This is a genomic window from Streptomyces sp. P1-3, assembly GCF_050613155.1.
Lineage (GTDB): Bacteria > Actinomycetota > Actinomycetes > Streptomycetales > Streptomycetaceae > Streptomyces.
The window spans coordinates 3948746-3968053 of record NZ_CP192512.1; the positions used below are offsets into that span (position 1 = coordinate 3948746).

A 19308-nucleotide genomic window follows, 5' to 3' on the forward strand; every position below is an offset into this window, starting at 1 on the left:
ACCGGGTCTCACCCGGACCGGATCTCACCCGGACAGGACCGGGCGGCTTCAGCGTGGGAGGGCCGCTCGGTCCAGCCGGCCGAACCAGCGGGCATTGGACGAGACCGCCTCCCGGTACGTGCCGAAGTGGTCGGTGTCGCCGTGCGGGAGCACCGCGGCGGGCGCGCCCCGTTCGGCCAGGCTCTTGACGCAGCTGACCGTGTTGCCGAAGGGCACGTCCCGGTCGCCCCGCGCGGTGTGCAGGCGGACCGGCACCCGGGGAGCCCACTCGCAGACGCCGTCGTTGCGCCGGAGCGCGTCCGCGAGTGCGCCGCTGGGGTGCCGCAGCCGTCCGTACCACTCCTCGGTGACCAGCTCCTCGAGGCTGCCGGGGAGCTGCTCGGCGATCTCCTTCTCGCGGTGTTCGCCGTCGAAGAGCCCCTCCACGCGGTCCGCGTACGGTGCGCGGAAGACCTCGCGCGGGTCCGCGTAGAGCGGCCGCAGCCGGTTCTGGGCGACCAGGAAGTACGACACGTAGAAGGCCGAAGAGGCCCCCTTGACGCGGCCGTCGAACATGCCCGGCACCTCCTGCCCCGCCAGGTCGTAGGGTCCGGCGACCGGGGCCAGCGCCCGGAGCCGGAAGCGGGGATCGGCGCCGCGGTCCAGCTCGTGGCCGAGGGCCATGGCGACTTGGCCGCCCTGGGAGAAGCCGGTGACGTAGACGTCCTGGGTGAGCTGCCTGCCGTGGCGCGCGGCGGCGGAGCGGGCCGCGCGCAGGGCGTCGAGGGAGGCGGAGACCGAGGACGCGGTGTCCATGTACGGGTGCGTGCCCGGCCCGGCGCCCAGGCCCAGGTAGTCCGGCGCGACCACGGCCCGGCCCCCGGACGCGTAGAGCAGGGCGCCGATGTTGGAGGCGTTGCCGCCCGCGGAGGGAGCGTGGCCGCGGTAGGCGAGCGTGCCGTGGGTCTCGGAGACCGTGGCGAGCCGGTCGCCGCCGCCGTCCGGCAGAACGAGCAGCGCGGAGGCGGTGGTCGGCGCTCCGGACGGGGTGACGGTGGCGTACGTCAGACGGTAGGAGTCGGTGCCGTGGCGTGCGGCACCGGCGTCCACGCCCGCGGCGGTCACCAGCCGCACCACCTCCGCGCGGCTGGCGTGGCCCAGGGGCGTCACGGACAGCAGCGCACCGCGCGGGTGGGCGGTGGCCTGCGGGGCGGCGTGGGGAGCGGGGTGCGGCGTGGACTGGGGGGCGGCCCGCTGGAGGGCGGGCGCCGGTGCGGCGGAGAGGGACAGGAGCAGGGGGGCGGCAGCCGCCACCGCGCTGATGCGGGCGGCTCGTCGCGGGCGTCGGGCGGTGGTCGCCGGTTCCGCGGTTTCTGTCATACGCCGATGGTCGAGGCCGCCCGGGACCGAGCGGAATCCGGAAATGAGCCAAGATCCCGGTCATTCCCCCCATGTCGCGCGACCCCATGTCACGCGACTCCGTGTCACGCGATCCCATGGCACACGGCCCCATGTCACACGACGGACCGCTCCGGCATGGGCTGCTCGGCGCCGCCCAGCTCCAGCGTGCACCGGGGACTCGACGGGACGAGGCGCGGCTGGTGCAGCAGGACCCGGAACGGGCGGACCGGCTCCTCTGGCAGCTCGCCGTCCAGCACGGTCGTCCCGACGTCGTGCTCACGCTGATAGGCGATGACCTTGCCGTTGACCAGGACCTCGATCGGCCCGGTCCGGCCGGGGCCGACGTTCACGGTGATCGAGTGGTCGCCGTGGTCGAGGTGGAAGTGGTGGCTACGTGGCATGACGCACCTCCACAGTGCCGATCACTGTGTCCTGCCGGTCCCTGCCGACCTTGGTTACATCCAGCGTAGGCCCGGTATCGGCGGCGCCGAAAATCGGTTGCCCTGCGGGTCGCCGTCTGTTGCACTGCCCGACGACAGGCCACCGGAAAAGGAGACGTTGATGCGCACTGCGTTCATGTTCGCCCCGAAGGAAATCCCCACTTCTTCAAAGGACATGACGCTTGGTGCACACGTTGAACCTCGGGATTCTGGCCCACGTCGACGCCGGTAAGACCAGCCTGACCGAGCGGCTGCTGTACGCCGCCGGAGTCATCGGCGAGATCGGCAGCGTCGACGACGGCAGTACCCAGACCGACTCCCTGGCGCTGGAGCGGCGCCGCGGCATCACCATCAAGTCGGCGGTCGTCTCCTTCGCCATTGAGGACGCCACCGTCAATCTGATCGACACCCCCGGCCACCCGGACTTCATCGCCGAGGTGGAGCGGGTGCTGAGCGTGCTCGACGGCGCCGTCCTCGTCGTCTCCGCCGTGGAGGGGGTGCAGCCGCAGACCCGCGTGCTGATGCGGACGCTGCGGCGGCTGCGCATCCCCACCCTCGTCTTCGTCAACAAGATCGACCGCGGCGGCGCGCGCCACGACCGCCTGCTGCGGAGCATGTCCGAGAAGCTGACCCCGGCGATCGTGCCGATGGGGTCCGTCACGGGGCTGGGCACCCGCGCCGCCGCCGTCGAGCCGTACGCCGCCGCCGACGCCGGTTTCGCGTCCGCGCTGGTCGAACAGCTCGCGGAGCACGATGAGTCGCTCCTGGCCGCGTACGTGGACGACGAGGCGACGGTTTCGTACGACCGGCTCCGCGCGGAGTTGGCGGCGCAGACCGGACGGGCGCTGGTGCATCCGGTGTTCTTCGGCTCCGCGATCACGGGAGCGGGCGTGGCCGCGCTGACCGCGGGCATCAGGGAGCTGCTGCCCGCGGCCGGCGGCGATGCCGACGGGCCGGTCTCCGGCACGGTCTTCAAGGTCGAACGCGGGCCCGCCGGGGAGAAGATCGCGTACGTCCGCCTGCGCTCGGGAACGGTGAGGACCCGGGACGTCCTGCGGTTCGGCTGGGACGGCGGGGATGGCGAGAGCGGCGAGGACGGCTCGAGCGGCGGCGTCAGCGGTGCGGGCGGCGTCGATGGCGCGGGCAGTGGGGACCGTGAGGGCAAGGTCACCGCGGTCGGTGTCTTCGACGGCGGCGCGGCCGTGCGGCGCACGTCGGTCTCCGCGGGGCAGATCGGCAAGCTCTGGGGGCTCGGCGGCATCCGGGTCGGCGACACCCTTGGCGACACCGTCGGCGAGGCCGCCACGCGGGCCGGCGCGGTCGGCGCGCCCGCCACGGAACGGCGGCACTTCGCGCCGCCCACGCTGGAGACGGTCGTCGTCCCCCGCCGCCTCTCCGACGGAGGCGCGCTGCACGCCGCGCTCGCCCAGCTCGCCGAGCAGGACCCGCTGATCAACCTGCGGCACGACGACGTTCGGCGGGAGGTGTCCGTCTCGCTCTACGGCGAGGTGCAGAAAGAGGTCATCCAGGCGACGCTGGCGGAGGACTTCGGCGTCGACGTCACCTTCCGCGAGACGACGACGATCTGCCGGGAACGGCCGGTCGGCACCGGCGCCGCCGTCGAGTTCATGGGCGCGGAGGACAACCCGTTCCGCGCCACGGTCGGGTTGCGCGTCGAGCCGGCGGCCGCCGGCTCCGGCGTGCGGTTCCGATGGGAGATCGAGCTGGGGGCCCTGCCGTTCTCCTTCCTGAAGGCGGTCGAGGAGACCGTGCACCAGACGCTGCGGCAGGGAATCCACGGCTGGCCGGTCACCGACTGCACGGTGACCATGACACACTCCGCGTACACGCCGCCCCCTCCGTCCGGGTGGAGCACGTGGTCGAGTACCGCCGGCGACTTCCGCAAGCTGACACCGCTGGTCCTGATGAGCGCCCTGCGGCAGGCCGGTACCCGGGTGTACGAGCCCATGCACCGCTTCCACCTGGAGGCCCCGGCGGACGCGTTCGGGGCGCTGCTGCCGGTACTGGCACGGCTGGGAGCCGTTCCGCGGGCTCCCGCCGTCCGCGCCGCGTCATGCGTGCTGGAGGGGGAGATCCCGGCCGCTTCGGTGCACCGGCTGGAGCAGCGGCTGCCGGGGCTGACGCGCGGCGAGGGCGTGCTGGAATGCGCCTTCGAGCGCTACCAGCCGGTGCGCGGCGCGATCCCGACCCGGGAACGGACGGACCACGATCCGCTGGACCGCAAGGGGTATCTGCTGCGCGTTGTGCGGCGGGTGGCAGGGCGAGGGGAGGGCGAGTGACGAGGGAGGAGCCGCTGAGCGTGCCAGCGGGCTCGGGTTCGCTCGCGTGTCCGTCCGCGGGCTCGGCCCCGGGCCTGTCCGCGGGGCCGCTCGCGGGTTCGTCTGCGAGCCCGCTGGTGGGTTCGCCCTCGGGCCTGCCCGCGGGTTCGTCTGCGAGTCGGGCGGCGGGTTCTCCTTCGGGCCTGTCCGCGGGGCCGTCCGCGGGTCCATCCGTGAGTTCGTCCGCGAGTCCGGGGACGGGCTCGCCCTCGGGCCTGCCCGCGGGGCCGTCCGCGCGCCGACCGGAGGGCCCGCTGCCGCGCCCGTCCGCGCGCCGACCGGAGGATCCGCTATCGCGCCCGCCCCTGGGCCGCGGGGTGGTCCTGCTCCTGGCCGTGGCCTGCGGGGTGGCCGTGGGGAACCTCTACTTCCCCCAGGTGCTCGGCCCGCTGGTCGCCTCCGGCCTGCGGGTGCCGCCCGGCGCGGCCGCCCTGGTGGTGACCGCCGCGCAGTTCGGCTACGCGGTCGGGATCTTCCTGCTGGTCCCTCTCGGCGACCGGTTCCGGCACCGCCCGCTGCTCGTCACCCTGCTCTGCCTCACCGGTCTGGGCCTGCTCGCCGCGAGCGCCGCGCCCGTGCTGCCCGCCCTCGTCGGCGCGAGCGCCCTGGTCGGCGTCACGACCGTGATCGCGCCGATCGCGGGCCCCATGGCGGCCGGGCTGGTCTCCGACGACCGCCGCGGAGCGGTCACCGGCACGCTGCTGAGTGGTTCGATCGGCGGCATGCTGCTGTCCCGCACCGTCGGCGGGGCGGTCGGCGACTGGCTGGGCTGGCGGGCCCCCTACCTGATGGCGGCGGCGCTCGCCCTGCTCCTCGCGGCGGTCCTCGCCCGTACGCTGCCGCCCACGACTCCAACGTCGCGGCAGCGCTACCCGGCGCTGCTCGCCGAGCCGCTGCGCCTGCTGCGCACCGAGCCCGAGCTGCGCCGCTCATGCTTCTACCAGGCCACGGTCTTCGCCGCCTTCCAGGCCGTCTGGACGGGCGTCGCGCTCCTGCTGACGGGGCCGGCGTACGGCCTGGGCGCGTCGGCGGTCGGCGCGCTCGCCCTGGTCAACGCGGGGACCATGCTCTGCACACCGCTCGCGGGCCGCCGGGTGGACCGCCACGGGCCCGACCCGGTCAACCTCGTCTGCATGCTCGGGGCGCTCGCGTCTGCCGCCGTCCTCGCGGTCGGCGGCCTGGGCGGGGTGCCGGGCCTGGTGGCCCTGACGGCGGGCACGCTGCTGCTCGACGTCGCGATGCAGTCGGGCATGGTCGCCAACCAGGTGCGGATCTACGCCCTGCGCCCCGACGCCCGCAGCAGGCTGAACACCGCGTACATGACCTGCGCCTTCCTGGGCGGCGGCATGGGTTCCTGGTGCGGGGCGCGCGCCTTCGCCCACTTCGGGTGGCCGGGCGTCTGCGCGCTCGTGGCCCTGCTCGCAGCCCTCGCCCTGGCCCGGCACGTTCTACGATGGACCGCTGCGCGGCGGCACCTCCCAGAGGTCGCTCTGCGGGAGGACGGCGGCGGGGCGGCGCTGGGGAAGGAGCCCATGTGACAGACCAGGACGGGGCCGGCGGCATCGGCTGGCCGAGGCGTTCCCGGCGCCGTGGCCAGGGTGAGCTGGAGTCCCAGGTGCTGGCAGTGCTCCAGGTGGCCCCGGGCCCGGTCGGCGCGGCCTGGGTGCAGGAGCGCCTCGAAGGGGATCTGGCCTACACCACGGTCATGACCATCCTCTCCCGGCTGCACGCCAAGCAGGCCGTCACCCGCGAGCGGGTCGGCCGGTCCTTCGTATGGCGGGCGGCGTCGGACGAGGCGGGGCTGGCGGCGCTGCGGATGCGCCGGGTGCTGGACGGCCAAGGCGACCGCGAGGCCGTCCTGGCCAGCTTCGTCACGGCCCTGACGCCCGACGACGAGCGGCTCCTGAGGGACCTGCTGGGCGACGCGGGCGCGGCGGAGCGGGGGGACGCGGGGCAGACGGAGCCGGGGGAGTCGGGCGACAGGCGGACGGAGCCGGGCGAGTCAGGGGACGAGCGGACGGAGTCGGGCGACGGGCGGATGGAGCCGCCGGCGGACCCCGAGGGCTGACCGATGGGTGTGTTCGTCTTCCTGCCGCTCGTCCTGCCCTTGACGGCGCTGCCGGTCGCCCGCCTCGCCGAACTGCACCTCCACCCGCGCAGCGCCACCCGTCTGCTCTCGGCCCTCGGGGCCGTGCTCGCGCTGTGCAGCACGCTGTGCCTGATGCTGCTCGTGGTGGTCGGCACGGCGCAGCTCCCCGGCAACCCGCTGCCGGACGGCTGGTCGGACCCCGAGGTGCGCGCGGCGGTGCCGTACGACGAGGTCGCGGGGAAGGCCGCCATCGGGGCACTGGCCGCGGTCGGCGCGGCGTGCGGAGCCCTGCTGCTGCGCCACCGGCGGGTACGGCGGCGGGCGCACGACGCGATCACCGGCCTGCCGGACGCACCCGTGGCGGTGCTGCCCGACACCAGGGCGTACGCGTACGCCCTGCCCGGCGGAGGCCCGGACGCGCGCCGTACGGGTCGCACCGGGGGTACCGGTCGCACCGGTCGTACCGGTCGTACTGGCCGCAGGGACCGTACGGGTCACGCGCGCCGTACCCGCCGCCGTACGCCCGACCGGATCGTGGTCTCCGAGGGGATGCTCGCCTGCCTGGACGCCCGTGAGCGCCAGGCCCTGCTCGCCCACGAGCGGGCCCACCTCGCGGCGCGCCATCACCGCCACTTGTTGGCCGCCCAGTTGGCGGCGCGGGCGAACCCGCTGTTGCTTCCGCTGCGCGCCGCGGTGGCGTACAGCGCCGAGCGGTGGGCGGACGAGGACGCGGCGCTGGCGGTCGGCGACCGGAAGGTCGTGGCGCGGGCCGTCGGCAAGGCCGCGCTGGTCTCGCACGGCGCGCCCGCGGCGACGCTGCTCGGCTTCGCCGCGCCCGGGCCGGTGCCGCGCAGGGTGGCGGCACTGCTCGGCTCCGTCCCTCCGGCGCGCGGCTGGCCGCCCGCGTTCACGGCGGTGGGCCTGGCCGCGTGGACGGCCGCGGCGGGGACGGCGGCCTCCGCCCTGTCCTCGGCGAACGCGGCGTTCGCGCTGTTCGCCGTCCTTAAGGCCGCGACCCCGCTGTAGTCCCGGAGGGACCATGAACAGAAGGCGGCACAAGAAAAGGCGGCACGAGAAGCTGTGAACAGAAGACGGCACAAGAAGCTGTCGAACCGTCTTGTCAACGCGGTGATCTGCGACGATGCCACGCGGGTGGCGGCGGTCCTCAGAGCCGGACTCCATCCGGAGACGGCCGATGCCGAGGGCACGACGCCGCTCTACCAGGCATCCGTGAACGGCGCGGCCGACATCGTCCGCCTGCTGCTGGCCGCCGGGGCGCTGCCCGACACCGAGAGCGGCCACGGCGAGCAAGGGACGCCGCTGTGCGGAGCGGCCTGCTGGGGGCATATCGACGCCGTGCGCGAACTCATCGCGTACGGCGCCGATGTGAACCTCCGTGAGGACCACGGCACGGGATACTCACCGCTCGACTGGGCGATGAGAGGCCCGTATCCGGAGACCGTGGCCCTGCTGCTCGCGGCGGGGGCGAAGCCGCGCGACGAGGCCGCCGGACGCCGGTAGCGCGTCGGCCACCGGTGGCGCGTCGGACGCCGGCAGCCGGCGCGCTCAGAGGTCGAACTCGGCGGGCGCGATGTCCAGCGCGAAGCACGCCTCGCGCACGATGGCCTGCTCGGTCGGGTCGAAGTGCCCGTCGGCGCCGCCGATGACGATGCCGATCTGGATGACGGCCCGTGCCTCGGCGGGCTTCTTCTTCGCCTTGCCGATCTCCTGCATCACGCTGACCTTGCCGAGGGCGAAGTCCGCGGTCAGCTTGTTGACGTTCTCCTCGAAGCGGCGGTGCAGGTCGTCCGAGGGGAAGTTCTGGAGCACGTCGTTGGTGGCGATGAGCTGGGCGACGCGCTGCCGCTCGGCCGGGTCGATCGTGCCGTCCGCCGCCGCCACCAGGGCGCACATCGCCATGCTCGCGTCCCGGAAGGCCCCGCTCTTCAACTCGTTCTTCTTCGCCATGAGCTGAGCCTGCATCGTCTGGGCGGAGTCCTTGAGCCGGTCCCACAGAGCCATGTGAATCTCCTCGTCGGTTCTCGATCGGTTCTCGTCGTTCTCGTTGATCGCGCCCGTGTCGGGTCGTGGCCACCCCGGCCACGCCGTTTTCGGGCGTATCGCACGGAACTGAAATCTACACGCTTGTAGAACCAATGTGGCACGTGAAGGGCGCGGCCATGCCCGTACCGGTACGCGCACGGGTACGCGCACCGGCACCCGGGTCAGCGCGGCGGCCGTGGGCGAGCGGTGGCCTGCTCGGCCCAGATGGTCTTGCCGGTGCCGGTGTGCCGGGTGCCCCAGCGCTCGGTGAGCTGTGCGACCAGCATCAGCCCCCGCCCGCCCTCGTCGAAGGTGCGGGCCCGGCGCAGATGCGGCGCGGTGCTGCTGGCGTCGGAGACCTCGCAGACCAGCGACCGGTCCTTGATCAGCCGCAGCTGGATGGGCGGGGCGGCGTACCGGATGGCGTTGGTGACCAGCTCGCTGGCCACCAGCTCGGTGACGAAGGTCAGCTCCTCCAGTCCCCAGACCCGCAGCTGCTCGCCGACCCGGATGCGCGCCTCGGCGACCACCGCCGGGTCCGCGGGCAGATCCCAGACGGCGACGTGCGCGGCGTCCAGCGCCCGGGTACGGGCGATGAGCAGCGCCACATCGTCGGCGGGCCGCGTGTCGAGCATCGCCTTGAGCACGGTGTCGCAGGTGCGCTCCAGCGAGGGGGCGCCTCCCAGCGTCCGCTCCGAGGGAGGGACGGCGTCGGAGAGCGCGTTGCACAGGGTGCGCAGGCCGTCGTCGATGTCGCGGTGGCGGGCCTCGATCAGGCCGTCCGTGTAGAGCGCCAGCAGGCTGCCCTGGGGCACATCGAGTTCGTACGCCTCGAACGGCAGCCCGCCCAGGCCCAGCGGCGGGCCCGGTGCCAGGTCGAGTACGTCGACCGTGCCGTCCGGGGCGACCAGGACGGGCGGGGGATGGCCCGCGCTGGCCATGGCGCACCTGCGGGAGATCGGGTCGTAGACCGCGTACAGACAGGTGGCGCCGAGGTCGCTGGAGCCGCCGAAGTCGCCGGCCCCGAGGCCGCCGGTCGCCCGGAGCCCGCCGGTCCCTCCGAGGCCGGTGGCCGCTCCGAGGCCGCCACTCGTGTCGTCCGCCTCGCCGCCGCTCTCGGCGCCGAGGCGGACCACCAGGTCGTCCAGGTGCGAGAGCAGCTCGTCGGGCGGAAGGTCGACATCGGCGAGGGTGCGTACGGCGGTCCGCAGCCGTCCCATGGCCGCCGAGGCGTGGATGCCGTGGCCGACCACGTCGCCGACGGCCAGGGCGACGCGGGCACCGGAGAGCGGGATGACATCGAACCAGTCGCCCCCCGCACCGGCCAGCGAACCGGCGGGCAGATAGCGGCTGGCCACCTCCACGGCCGCCTGCTCGGGCAGGCTCCGCGGCAGCAGGCTCTCCTGGAGGGCCAGCGCGGTGTGCCGCTCGCGGGTGTACCGGCGGGCGTTGTCGATGCAGACCGCGGCGCGCCCGGCGAGTTCCTCGGCGATCTCGAGATCCGCGGGACCGTACGGATCGATGGACGAGTCCAGGCGGGCGAACATCACCACACCCAGGTTGGTGCCGCGCGCCCGCAGCGGCACCAGCAGGAACGAGTGCGGCCAGTGCTCGCGCACCCAGGCTGCGCGGGCGGGGTCCTGCGCCATCCAGGCCGAGATCTCCGGGTCGCTGACCAGGTGGACCGCGCCCCGGCCGGTGACCAGCGAGCGGGTCGGCGGCGAACTGGCCGGGTAGTCGGCCAGCTGGCCCGTCTCGACCGCCGGATCGACGATGGAGCGCAGCGCCGCACGGCGCAGCCGCAGGGGGCCGGCGGCCGGGATGGGGGCCGGCTCGTCGCCGTGCAGGACGGCGTCCAGCAGATCGACCGAGATGAAGTCGCCGAACCCGGGGACGGCCACGTCCGCCAGCTCCTGGGCGGTGCGGGTGACGTCCAGGCTGCTGCCGATCCGCCTGCTGGCCTCGTTGAGCAGGGCCAGCCGCTCGCGCGCGTTGTACTGCTCGGTGAAGTCCAGCGCCGACTGCATGACGCCGCGCACCCGCCCCGCCGGGTCCTTCAGTGGTGAGACGTGGATGGCCCAGGCGTGGGCCTGCGGCTCGCCCGGGAGGTGGACGAACCGCTCGACGTACTCGCCCCGCCCGGTCGCCGCGACCCGGTCGATGAGCGCCTGGTCCGCTTCGAACACCGGCCCGTGCAGGGCCTCGTCCAGCCGGAGCCCGCGCAGCTCCCGCGTCGAGGCGGCGGCGTTCCGCTCGAACATGGCGTTGATCCGCAGGATCCGGCCCTCGGTGTCGAAGATGCCCTGGGCGAACGGGGACTGGAGGTACGCCCAGCGCTGGAGCCGGTCCTCGGCGAGATCGACGGCGCGGTCGAAGGCGAGACCGTCGACGTGGTCCGTTCGGCCCGTGACGTGGTGGTCGACGGCGCGGTCGTCGACGTGGCCCGCGCCGCCCGCGACGTGGGCCGAGTCGCCCGCGACGTGGCTGTCTGCGCGGTCGCCGGCCTGGTCCGCGCCGCTCTTCATGCCGCCGCCGACGGCGTCACCGAAGGCGTCACCGAAGTCGTCCCCGGTTCGCGGCAGCGCGGCCTCCAGCAGCCAGCTGGTCCGTCCGTCGCCGTCGACCAGAGGGCGGGCCCGCAGGGCGCACTCCACCGGGTCGCCGTCGCGGTCGCGCAGCGTCACCCGACCGGACCAGCTCTCGCGGGCGGCCAGCCGTGCGCGCGCGGTGTCCGGAAGCGGCGACGCGAGCAGGTCGGCCGCGAGCAGCCCCACCACTTCGTCGGCGGAGTACCGCAGGAGCCGCTGCGCGCCGGGGCTCCAGCCGGTGAGCGCCCCGTCAGGGCTCACCACGGCCACGGCAGCCGGTGTGTCCATGGTCGCTCATCTCGCCTTCGAGACCTCTACCCCACAAGCATGCCCCTGAGCGCGGTGCGCCGTCGCGGTCTGGGATCCCGTATGCGGGCCACGGTATGTCGATCACGTAACAGCAGCCGATGAACGGCCGTTACATGGCTGACAGGCCACCGAGAAGCGCCGCTCATAGCTTCTGAGACACCAACCGACGCAACCGAACCGGAGCCCCGGCTATGAACCGCACCCGAACCCGCGCCCGCACCCGCACCACCATGGCCCGCCGCGACAGGCCGGCGGCCATGGCGACCGCCCTGGCCGGGGTCGCCGTCCTCGGCCTGCTCACCACCGCCTGCGGCGAGAGCGGCAAGAGCGACAAGAACGCCGCCGGGGCCGCCTCAGCCGACATCACCCGCAGCGCGAGCGTCGCCCGTACCAGCGCCGCCCCGTACGTCGTCAACCACTACGGCGAGGAGAACGCGGACAAGGGCGTCGCCGTGCGCAGCCCGAAGAACCTGGTGCTCTCCGAGTTCACCTCGATCCACGGCGTGCACTGGAAGCAGTGGGGTGCGAAGAAGGCGGTGGGCACCGGAAAGGTCACGGGCACCTGGTGCCTGGACAAGTGCCTCGACAAGCCGCTGAAGGCGACCGTCACGCTCTCGGACCCCAAGACCGTCAAGGGGAAGAAGGTCTTCTCCAGCTTCCGGCTCAAGCTGTCCGGGAAGCCCGGAGCGTACGATTCCGAGGACCTGAAGGGCAAGCGCCCGCTCGCCACCCGCTGAGGCACGTGGCGGCCATCCGCTGAGGCGCGTGGCGGCAGCCCGCGCGCCGCTCAAGCGAAAGGGTCCCGATGCACCCCAAGCCCATGCCCAAGCCCATGCCCAAGCCCATGCCCAAGCCCATGCCCAAGCCCAAGGCCGCGGTCGCCTTCGCGCCGGTGCTGGCGCTGACGCTGGCGGCCCTGGGTACGGCGGGGTGCGGCGGCCCCGATGACCGGCCCCGTGTCGAGGGTCCGGCCCCCAGCCTCACCCGGGGCGCAGGCCGCCCGGTCTACGTCACTGACGCCGCCGGCCGGCCGCTGCGCCGTCCTACGAATCTCGGCATCACGGAGCACACGGGGCTCTTCCAGCTGAGCTGGCGGAACTGGGGCAAGGAGAAGGCCGTCGCGACCGGACGGGTGAGCGGCCTGTGGTGCACGACCACCAAGTGCAGCGAGGACGGGTACCCGGCCACCGTCGAGCTCACCGGCCTGGAGGACCGCGAGAACGTGGCGTACTACACCCGGGCCACCGTACGGTCGGCCCACCTCCCACCCGACCAGGCAGCCGAACTGCGCGAAGCGCATCTCCCGGTACCGGAATCCTGAGGAGCCGCAAGAGATGACCGACGTGCTGCTGGTGGAGGATGACCCGCTGCTCCGTGAGGCCACCCAGCTGTCCCTGGAGACGTACGGCTACGAGGTGCGCACGGCCTCCGACGGCCTGGCCGGACTGGCGCGGTTCCGCGAACGCACCCCCGATGTCGCCGTACTGGACGTCATGCTGCCGCACCTGGACGGGGTCAGCCTGGTGCGCCGTATCCGGGAGGAGAGCAGACTGCCGGTGCTGCTGATCTCCGCCCGCACGGACCCGGTGGACGTCGTCCTCGGCCTGGAGGCGGGCGCGGACGACTACATCACCAAGCCGTACGACATCCCCGTGCTGGTCGCCCGCATCCGCTCGGCGCTGCGCCGGGCCGCCGACCTCCCGCGGAGCGTCCCGGAGGAGGAACCGCCGCTGCGGTTCGGCGACCTCACCGTGGACACCGCGTCCATGGAGGTCCGCCGGGACGGCCGGCTGCTCGACCTGACGCCCACCGAACGCAAGCTGGTGCTGGAGTTCGCGGCCCAGCCGGGCGTGGTGCTCTCGCGGACGGCGCTGCTGGAGCGCGTGTGGGACTACGCGTGGGGCGGCGACACGCGTGTCGTCGACGTCCATGTGCAGCGGCTGCGCGCCAAGATCGGCCGCGACCGCATCGAGACCGTCCGGGGCTTCGGCTACAAGCTGGCGACGTGACCGCACCCGACCCGCACCGCATCCGACCCGCCCTGCATCCGACCCGTCCCGACACGCCTCCCCTCCCACCTCCCCCCACCTCACCCCCACCTGAGCCGAGTTGACCGCCATGGGACTGCGCACCAAGACCGCCCTGGTCATCGCCGGGACCGCCGCGATCGTGGCCACGCTCATCGGCCTCCTGGTGCACCATCGCACCGCCGAGGACCAGCGGAGGAACGCGGCCCGCGCGGCCGACGCCCAGCTCCGGGACGCGTTGGACGACTACGCCGCCGGGATCGACAGCGGCGCCGTGGTCAATCCACGGGACCTGCCGGCCACGCTGCGCGAGACGATCACCCGCCGCCCGGTGCGGGCCACGTATCTCCAGCACCGCGGCGGCGACCGGCCCCCGTTGATGTGGGCCGCCGCCCGCGTCGACGGCGACATCCTCGCCGTACGCCGCTCCTACGCCGAGCAGGCCCGGGCCCTCACCGATCTCGACCAGGTGCTGCTGGGCTCGGGCGCCGCGGCCACCGCACTCGGCTGCGGACTGGGCGTCGCCGTGGCCGCCACCGCCGGACGGCGCATCGGCGCGTCCGCGCGCACCGCGCAGCGGATCGCGGACGGCGACCTGACGGCGAGGGTCGAACCCAAGGGCAAGGACGAGATCGCCCGCCTCGGCGCCGCCGTCAACACCATGGCGGACGCCCTGAGCGCCCGCCTGGAGGCCGAACGCCGAGTCACCGCCGACATCGCCCACGAACTGCGCACCCCCGTGGCCGGCCTGGTCACCGCCGTCGGCCTCCTGCCGCCCGGCCGCCCGGCCGAGCTGGTCAGCGGGGGTGTGGACGTACTGCGCCGCCTGGTCGAGGACGTCCTGGAGGTGGCGCGCCTGGACGTCCCGGGCGTGGAGCAGGCGCAGCGCGAGGCGGTGCGGCTGAGCACGTTGGCGCACCGGGCGGCGGCGGCGACGGCCGGCGGGACGGCCGGGGACGTGAACGTAGTGGTGGCCGCCGACGGGATCGTGGAGACGGACCCCCGCAGGGTCGAACGCGTCCTGACCAACCTGATCACGAACGCGAGGCGCCACGGCGCCGCACCGGTCGTCCTGGAAGTCGACGCCCCGGCCCTACGCGTAAGGGACCACGGCCCCGGCTTCCCCACCGACCTCCTGACGGAGGGCCCACGCCGCTTCCGCACCGGCGCCCGCGAGCGCGGCACGGGCATCGGCCTGGGCCTGACGATCGTCGAGGGCCAGGCGCGGGTCCTGGGGGCGAGGGTCACCTACGAAAACCCCCCGACGGGGGGTGCCAGGGCCACCCTCGACCTCACACCCGGCTCCACGGGACAGCCCGCGGCGGGCGGCAAGCATGTCTGATATAGCGGATATGCCGGAGGTAGGCTGAGGAACATCACCGAGGTTGCACACCGGCGCCGGTGCCGAGGTCGCCCCGGACCACAGCGGGCTTCCCCCGCGGACGGGCGGTGGACCACATGACAGCTGACCCAGGGGCGTCGTCCCCGGACATGACGTTGCCGGACGGCATCCACGAACGGGTGGCGCCGGGCGCCCTGCTGCTGAGACTGCAGACCGCATCGGCCCGCGGGGGCCTGCTCGACGGCGCCTGGTGGCCTCGCTCACGCAGCGCCGGGGCGGAGCTGCCCGGGCTCGTCAGCGCCTTGGCCGGGCACATCGGCCCCATCACCCGCGTCGGCCTCGACGCGAGCGCCTGGGACGAGACGCCCACACGGCTGGTCGTGGACGACCGCGTGGTGCACCTCGACTGGTCGCCGGTCGGCGACGACACCGTTCTCGTCACCCGCGGCGAGCGCGACCACTTCAAGTTGCTCGTCATTCCGCCGACGGCGTCGCCATCGGCGGCCCGCGAAGCGATGGCCAGGGCGGTACAGGTCGGCAATATCCGTCAGGCCGAGCAGATTCTGATCGATACGGGCATCACATCGAGCTCTTGAACCGAGCTCCTGAGATACGGGAAGGGCCCGCACACCTCGAGGTGTGCGGGCCCTTCCGTGGGGGCGCCAAGGCGCGGCGCCTCCTGATACTGATCAGGCGGGAACGATGTTCTCGGCCTGCGGGCCCTTCTGGCCCTGCGTGACGTCGAAGGTCACCTTCTGGCCTTCCCGCAGCTCGCGGAAGCCCTGGGTGGCGATGTTCGAGTAGTGCGCGAAGACGTCGGCGCCGCCGCCGTCCTGCTCGATGAACCCGAAGCCCTTTTCGGCGTTGAACCACTTCACGGTGCCAGTAGCCATGCTGATCTCCTTAAATAGGGGCAGTACGGAAATCCGCAAATTCTGCGAATCTCTGGTCGCCGTAATGACCCCATCCGGAGAGCCCGGAAAAACAAAAAGCGCCCAAGGGTTACATCCCGTCAGGCGCACACTAAGTTCATGGGTACCACAACTGCAACAAAACCCAAGGTAGCACAGATTTCGCCGCTGTGCGGGATTTTCCTGGAGAATTTTCAGACCCTCGCGTACAGCTTCCCGCACGTGCCCGCGTGTGCGACCCTGGACATGCCCCTTCCCGTCCCCTTCTCTCCTGGTGAGGCCGTATGCGCTGCATCATCGCCGGCTACCCCTTCGATCTCACCGCAAGCGAGGTGGAGCAGGCGATGAGCGGCATCAAGCCTGAGCCCATCGCGGGCGAGTGCGTCGTGATCGGACGCCGCAGCTACCCCGTCAAGCAGGTCGGGGCGGTGGTCACCCGCCAGGACCGCCGCGACTTCACCGCCTTCGAGGTCACCCGCGCCATGCGCAAGCTGGGCTTCACCTGCCGCACCGGCGCAGGCGTCTGAGCCACGGGCTCCGACTCCGACTCCGACTCGCCACCGCGCCCAGCGAACCGCGGGCGCGGTGAACAGCCCTGGACCCGCTGAGCCGACTCGACCGCCTGCTTGAACCGGCGGCGGGGCTCCGGATCCCGGGCGAAGCCGGCCGGATCACCCTGATTGCAAGGGGCCGCCCGCCGGGCGTGCACGACAGGTGCACTTCGGCCATGCCGCCCGCGGCTGAACGCGGGTCGTCGAGGACGAGCGGGGAGAAGCCACCGTGCGCCGAACCGGCGGCGGGGGATCCGTCGGTGTCACCCGACGGCCGGGCCGAGCTCGAACCAGACGGTCTTACCGCCGCCCCCGAAGACCCCGGGCCCGATCGCACACCCACCCCAGTCGTCGGCGAACGCCGCGACGAGCCCGATGCCACGCCCGTTCTCGGCGTCGGCATCGTCGTCCCAGCCGACGTCCAGTGTCGGGAGCTGCGGGTTGGTGTCACAGACGCTGACCCGCACGCCCTTGTCGCCGTTGCGTACGACGCGAATGGAGGCCGGGCCCTCGGCGTGGTGGACGCTGTTGGTGACCAGCTCGGACGTTAACAACTCGGCGGTGTCGGTGAGTTCCGCTGCGCCATGGGCTTCGAGGATGAGGCGGAGGGTGTGCCGAGCGATGTGCGGGGCGAGGGGCGTGTGCGCGAACTCAAGGGAGTAGGCCCAGTCTTGGGGCAGGTCATGGCTCATGGAGCCTCCGTGGAGTGAGTGACGTGCTACACACGGTAGACCTGAAAGGAGACACTTGTCGTCCCTTTCTCAAGACTCATGTGTCGCTAGACCTGTGTGGGTGACAACGGCACACTGTGTGTGAGCGACGAGAGAAGGACCATGCCACCGAGGACCACACCGACAGTCCGTCAACTGCGCCTGGGTTCTGAGCTGCGCAAGCTCCGCGAGCGCGCTGGAATGACCGCCGCTGAGGCCGCTGCCCAGCTCGGTGCCGAGCGCGCGAAGATCAGCAACATCGAGACAGGCCGGGTCGGCGTCAGCGCGGCGCGGGTCCGGGCACTTGCCCGTGCCTACCACTGCTCAGACGAGGCGTTGGTCAAGGCCCTTGTCGGCATGACGGGCGAGCGGAAGCGCCATCTCTGGTGGGAGGAGCATCGCGGCTTCGTGCCTCATGGGCTCCTGGACTTGGCCGAATTCGAGCACCACGCAGTGACGTTGCGAACGGTTCAGACGGCCACACTGCCCGGTCTGCTTCAAACTGTCGACCACGCGCGAGCGCTCTTCCAACAGGCAGCGCCACCGCTCCCGCCCCACGAGGTGGAGCATCGCATCTCTCACCGCATCAAGCGCCAAGTGGTCCTGTTCCGGGACGACCCCCTCGAATACACAGCGATCATCCATGAAGCAGCCCTGCGTATGCAGTTCGGCGGCAGGGCGGCCACACGGGCGCAGCTAGACCACATCCTCACCATGAGCGAGCACGACCACATCACCGTCTTGGCTGTTCCGTTTGAGGCAGGTGCGTACCCTGCGCCAGGACAAACCTTCGGCTATGCCGCCGGGCCGGTTCCACAACTCGATACGGTTCAGCTCGACGAGGCGAACGGTCCTGTATTCATCGATGCCGAAGCCCAGTTGGAGACGTACCGTAGCGTCTTGGACCGGATGGCGACCCTCGCCCTCAAGCCGGAGGAGTCACGCGACTTCATCCGTGAGATCGCCCGATCGCTCTGAAAGGCAGACACGATGTCGACGCTGGACTGGAAGAAGTCTTCATACTGCCAGGCGGCGAGCAATTGCCTCAACCTCGCCGCCGCCCCCGATCGCACGGTGCGCCTCCGCGAGAGCGAACACCCCGGCACCGTACTGAGGACGACCCCCGCCCGCCTCGGCACCTTCATCCGCGCCGCCAAGGCGGGGGCGTTCGACAGGCTCACTTGAGCTCGTAGGCGCAGCCCTTCCTGGACTTGCCGCCCTGGTTGTCCGCGACCTTCTTCCCGTCGACCTTGATGACGCACGGGGCGGGGTGGGCCATGCCGTCAGGCCCTTTAAGCGAGCCGGGCACGATGGACACGTGGTACCCGACACGCCTCTCCGCGTCCGTAAGGGTCAGCGTGGCGGTCTTCTTCCATGGAAGGGACGACTCCTCGCTCCCATTGCTCTCCAAGTTGTAGTAGATCGACATCTTCCCCGTGAAGGAGAGCACCTTCCCGGTGCCTTTCAGCACCTCCAAGGTCACCTCGCGCGTCGCCCCCTTGCCCGGCGCATCGCCTGTCGGCTGCACGGACGACTTCGCTGCACCGTCCTTCTTGCCGGTGTCCTTGTCGTCGCCCTCATCGCCGCCACACCCCGAGACCAGGACGGCAGTCGCCACGGCGAGGGCTATCCCAGTAACCGATTTGCGCATGTTTCCCCCAGCAGTCGAATCCGGTCAGGGCACCCCGCCCGAAACCAGCCGCTGATCCTGTCACATGGCAAGGCGCGACCCACGCGCCCGCCGTCGGGAACCAGACGAGCTGGATTTGTTGTCAGCGTTGGCGTGTCGGGAAGTCGGTTGCAGGCAGGTTCCTGACAATCTGTAGGGTGGTATGACCAACGATCGGATACGGGGTGGGGCATGAAGTTCGACATGGGCAGTTCGGCACTGTCGACCTTGACAACGCAAACCGCGGGTTCGAGCAACGACTTGGGCGTTCTGATCAGGCAATTGGTCGCTGCGGCGGAGCCGCTGGAGGGCCGGTTCAACGGTGCCGGCAAGACGGCGTTCGACCAATTTAAGTTGAACGCTGACGGAATTACTTCAGCATTGAACGGAGCGCTCGCGCAGATCCTGGGCGGACAGTCCGGGATGGACAAGGCATTCGGCACCGGTGACCAGGAGTCGGCCGACAACGCGCGGACCGCGCTGGCCGCGGCGAACTTCGACGCTGCCCGGTTCTCCGGGCGCTGAGAAACAGGGGGCAGAAACATGGCGAGCCAGGACCGGCGCAGTTACGACTCTGGCGCCTCCGGTGAGGTGCAGGCGAACATCTCGGTGGTCGTCGCCCGGCTGGAGCAGGTGCTCAACGACCGCGACCGCGCGGTGAAGGCCGCGATGGCGGACTTCACGGCTGACGGGGTCGCGGACGAGTACCACGCGAAGGAAGTCCGCTGGAACAACGCGGCCGCCGAGGTGAGGTCGATCATCCAGCTGGTGCGCACCACGCTGGAAAAGAACGACGGGACCGCTCAGCAGACCCTCGCACGGGCCAAGGCGGCGGTGGACGGGATCGGGTGACCGCATCCGGATAGGACCGGGCGGCCGTCGATGGTGGCGGCCCGGCCGCGGATGTGAG

General features: G+C 72.1%; 22 protein-coding genes. 15 read left to right on the top strand and 7 right to left on the bottom strand.

What is annotated here, in order from left to right; translation table 11 throughout:
• Window positions 1–48 precede the first annotated feature (48 nt).
• Both ACQUSR_RS16895 and ACQUSR_RS16900 read right to left on the bottom strand, forming a co-directional pair.
• Window positions 49–1359: an alpha/beta hydrolase gene (locus ACQUSR_RS16895; protein ID WP_431043401.1), complete on the bottom strand. Its 1311-nt coding sequence runs from the start codon at window positions 1357–1359 to the stop codon at window positions 49–51.
• 134 nt (window positions 1360–1493) lie between these two features.
• Complete coding sequence (locus tag ACQUSR_RS16900; RefSeq protein WP_431043402.1) at window positions 1494–1781, bottom strand: hypothetical protein; 288 nt, start codon at window positions 1779–1781, stop codon at window positions 1494–1496.
• 224 nt (window positions 1782–2005) lie between these two features.
• Here ACQUSR_RS16900 and ACQUSR_RS16905 point away from each other — a divergent pair, with 224 nt between their 5' ends.
• The 5 genes from ACQUSR_RS16905 (at window position 2006) to ACQUSR_RS16925 (ending at window position 7769) form a co-directional block, all read left to right on the top strand.
• Entirely contained in the window at window positions 2006–4120 is a 2115-nt protein-coding gene (locus ACQUSR_RS16905) for a GTP-binding protein (RefSeq protein ID WP_431047637.1), read from the top strand.
• A 356-nt stretch (window positions 4121–4476) separates the two neighbouring features.
• Window positions 4477–5697, top strand: a complete 1221-nt coding sequence (locus tag ACQUSR_RS16910) for an MFS transporter (protein WP_431043403.1) — start codon at window positions 4477–4479, stop codon at window positions 5695–5697.
• Window positions 5694–6227, top strand: coding sequence for a BlaI/MecI/CopY family transcriptional regulator (locus ACQUSR_RS16915; protein ID WP_431043404.1), 534 nt, complete (start codon window positions 5694–5696; stop codon window positions 6225–6227). Before ACQUSR_RS16910 ends, ACQUSR_RS16915 begins: the two co-directional genes overlap by 4 nt.
• A gap of 3 nt (window positions 6228–6230) precedes the next feature.
• Complete coding sequence (locus ACQUSR_RS16920; protein WP_431043405.1) at window positions 6231–7274, top strand: M56 family metallopeptidase; 1044 nt, start codon at window positions 6231–6233, stop codon at window positions 7272–7274.
• Window positions 7275–7328: 54 nt separating this feature from the next.
• Window positions 7329–7769, top strand: a complete 441-nt coding sequence (locus tag ACQUSR_RS16925; RefSeq protein WP_431043406.1) for an ankyrin repeat domain-containing protein — start codon at window positions 7329–7331, stop codon at window positions 7767–7769.
• Between the two features lie 45 nt (window positions 7770–7814).
• Here ACQUSR_RS16925 and ACQUSR_RS16930 read toward each other — a convergent pair whose 3' ends face one another.
• The gene (locus ACQUSR_RS16930; protein WP_431043407.1) at window positions 7815–8270 is read right to left on the bottom strand and encodes a tellurite resistance TerB family protein; all 456 of its coding nucleotides are present in this window, start codon (window positions 8268–8270) and stop codon (window positions 7815–7817) included.
• A gap of 203 nt (window positions 8271–8473) precedes the next feature.
• Entirely contained in the window at window positions 8474–11167 is a 2694-nt protein-coding gene (locus ACQUSR_RS16935; protein WP_431043408.1) for a SpoIIE family protein phosphatase, read from the bottom strand.
• Window positions 11168–11379: 212 nt separating this feature from the next.
• On the opposite strand from ACQUSR_RS16935, the gene ACQUSR_RS16940 reads away from it, so the two are divergent.
• From ACQUSR_RS16940 to ACQUSR_RS16960, 5 genes are all read left to right on the top strand, one after another.
• Window positions 11380–11925 (top strand): hypothetical protein, encoded by a 546-nt coding sequence (locus ACQUSR_RS16940; RefSeq protein ID WP_431043409.1) that lies wholly within the window; start codon window positions 11380–11382, stop codon window positions 11923–11925.
• 83 nt (window positions 11926–12008) lie between these two features.
• Window positions 12009–12509: a hypothetical protein gene (locus ACQUSR_RS16945; RefSeq protein ID WP_431043410.1), complete on the top strand. Its 501-nt coding sequence runs from the start codon at window positions 12009–12011 to the stop codon at window positions 12507–12509.
• Between the two features lie 13 nt (window positions 12510–12522).
• Entirely contained in the window at window positions 12523–13197 is a 675-nt protein-coding gene (gene cseB / locus ACQUSR_RS16950; protein ID WP_431043411.1) for a two-component system response regulator CseB, read from the top strand.
• Window positions 13198–13306: 109 nt separating this feature from the next.
• Window positions 13307–14557, top strand: a complete 1251-nt coding sequence (locus ACQUSR_RS16955) for an ATP-binding protein (RefSeq protein ID WP_431043412.1) — start codon at window positions 13307–13309, stop codon at window positions 14555–14557.
• Window positions 14558–14706: 149 nt separating this feature from the next.
• Window positions 14707–15153: a DUF5994 family protein gene (locus tag ACQUSR_RS16960; RefSeq protein WP_431043413.1), complete on the top strand. Its 447-nt coding sequence runs from the start codon at window positions 14707–14709 to the stop codon at window positions 15151–15153.
• 93 nt (window positions 15154–15246) lie between these two features.
• Here the strand turns inward: ACQUSR_RS16960 and ACQUSR_RS16965 are convergent, their stop codons facing one another.
• Entirely contained in the window at window positions 15247–15450 is a 204-nt protein-coding gene (locus ACQUSR_RS16965; protein ID WP_197987712.1) for a cold-shock protein, read from the bottom strand.
• A gap of 302 nt (window positions 15451–15752) precedes the next feature.
• Here ACQUSR_RS16965 and ACQUSR_RS16970 point away from each other — a divergent pair, with 302 nt between their 5' ends.
• Entirely contained in the window at window positions 15753–15995 is a 243-nt protein-coding gene (locus ACQUSR_RS16970; RefSeq protein WP_431043414.1) for an SCO5918 family protein, read from the top strand.
• A 287-nt stretch (window positions 15996–16282) separates the two neighbouring features.
• On the opposite strand, the gene ACQUSR_RS16975 is transcribed toward ACQUSR_RS16970, so the two are convergent.
• A complete protein-coding gene (locus ACQUSR_RS16975; protein ID WP_431043415.1) occupies window positions 16283–16711 on the bottom strand; it encodes an ATP-binding protein in 429 nt (142 codons plus the stop codon).
• Between the two features lie 141 nt (window positions 16712–16852).
• Between ACQUSR_RS16975 and ACQUSR_RS16980 the strand changes: the two genes are divergently transcribed.
• Both ACQUSR_RS16980 and ACQUSR_RS16985 read left to right on the top strand, forming a co-directional pair.
• On the top strand, window positions 16853–17707 hold the full coding sequence (locus tag ACQUSR_RS16980) for a helix-turn-helix domain-containing protein (RefSeq protein WP_431043416.1): 855 nt from the start codon (window positions 16853–16855) through the stop codon (window positions 17705–17707).
• Window positions 17708–17719: 12 nt separating this feature from the next.
• Window positions 17720–17914 (top strand): DUF397 domain-containing protein, encoded by a 195-nt coding sequence (locus tag ACQUSR_RS16985; RefSeq protein ID WP_431043417.1) that lies wholly within the window; start codon window positions 17720–17722, stop codon window positions 17912–17914.
• On the opposite strand, the gene ACQUSR_RS16990 is transcribed toward ACQUSR_RS16985, so the two are convergent.
• Window positions 17907–18380 carry a hypothetical protein gene (locus tag ACQUSR_RS16990; RefSeq protein ID WP_431043418.1) on the bottom strand — a complete coding sequence of 158 codons (474 nt, stop codon included), beginning with the start codon at window positions 18378–18380 and terminating at the stop codon, window positions 17907–17909. The genes ACQUSR_RS16985 and ACQUSR_RS16990 overlap by 8 nt on opposite strands.
• Before the next feature lie 210 nt (window positions 18381–18590).
• Between ACQUSR_RS16990 and ACQUSR_RS16995 the strand changes: the two genes are divergently transcribed.
• Both ACQUSR_RS16995 and ACQUSR_RS17000 read left to right on the top strand, forming a co-directional pair.
• The gene (locus ACQUSR_RS16995; protein ID WP_431043419.1) at window positions 18591–18923 is read left to right on the top strand and encodes a hypothetical protein; all 333 of its coding nucleotides are present in this window, start codon (window positions 18591–18593) and stop codon (window positions 18921–18923) included.
• Window positions 18924–18941: 18 nt separating this feature from the next.
• Window positions 18942–19250: a pore-forming ESAT-6 family protein gene (locus tag ACQUSR_RS17000; protein ID WP_431043420.1), complete on the top strand. Its 309-nt coding sequence runs from the start codon at window positions 18942–18944 to the stop codon at window positions 19248–19250.
• Window positions 19251–19308: the final 58 nt, after the last annotated feature.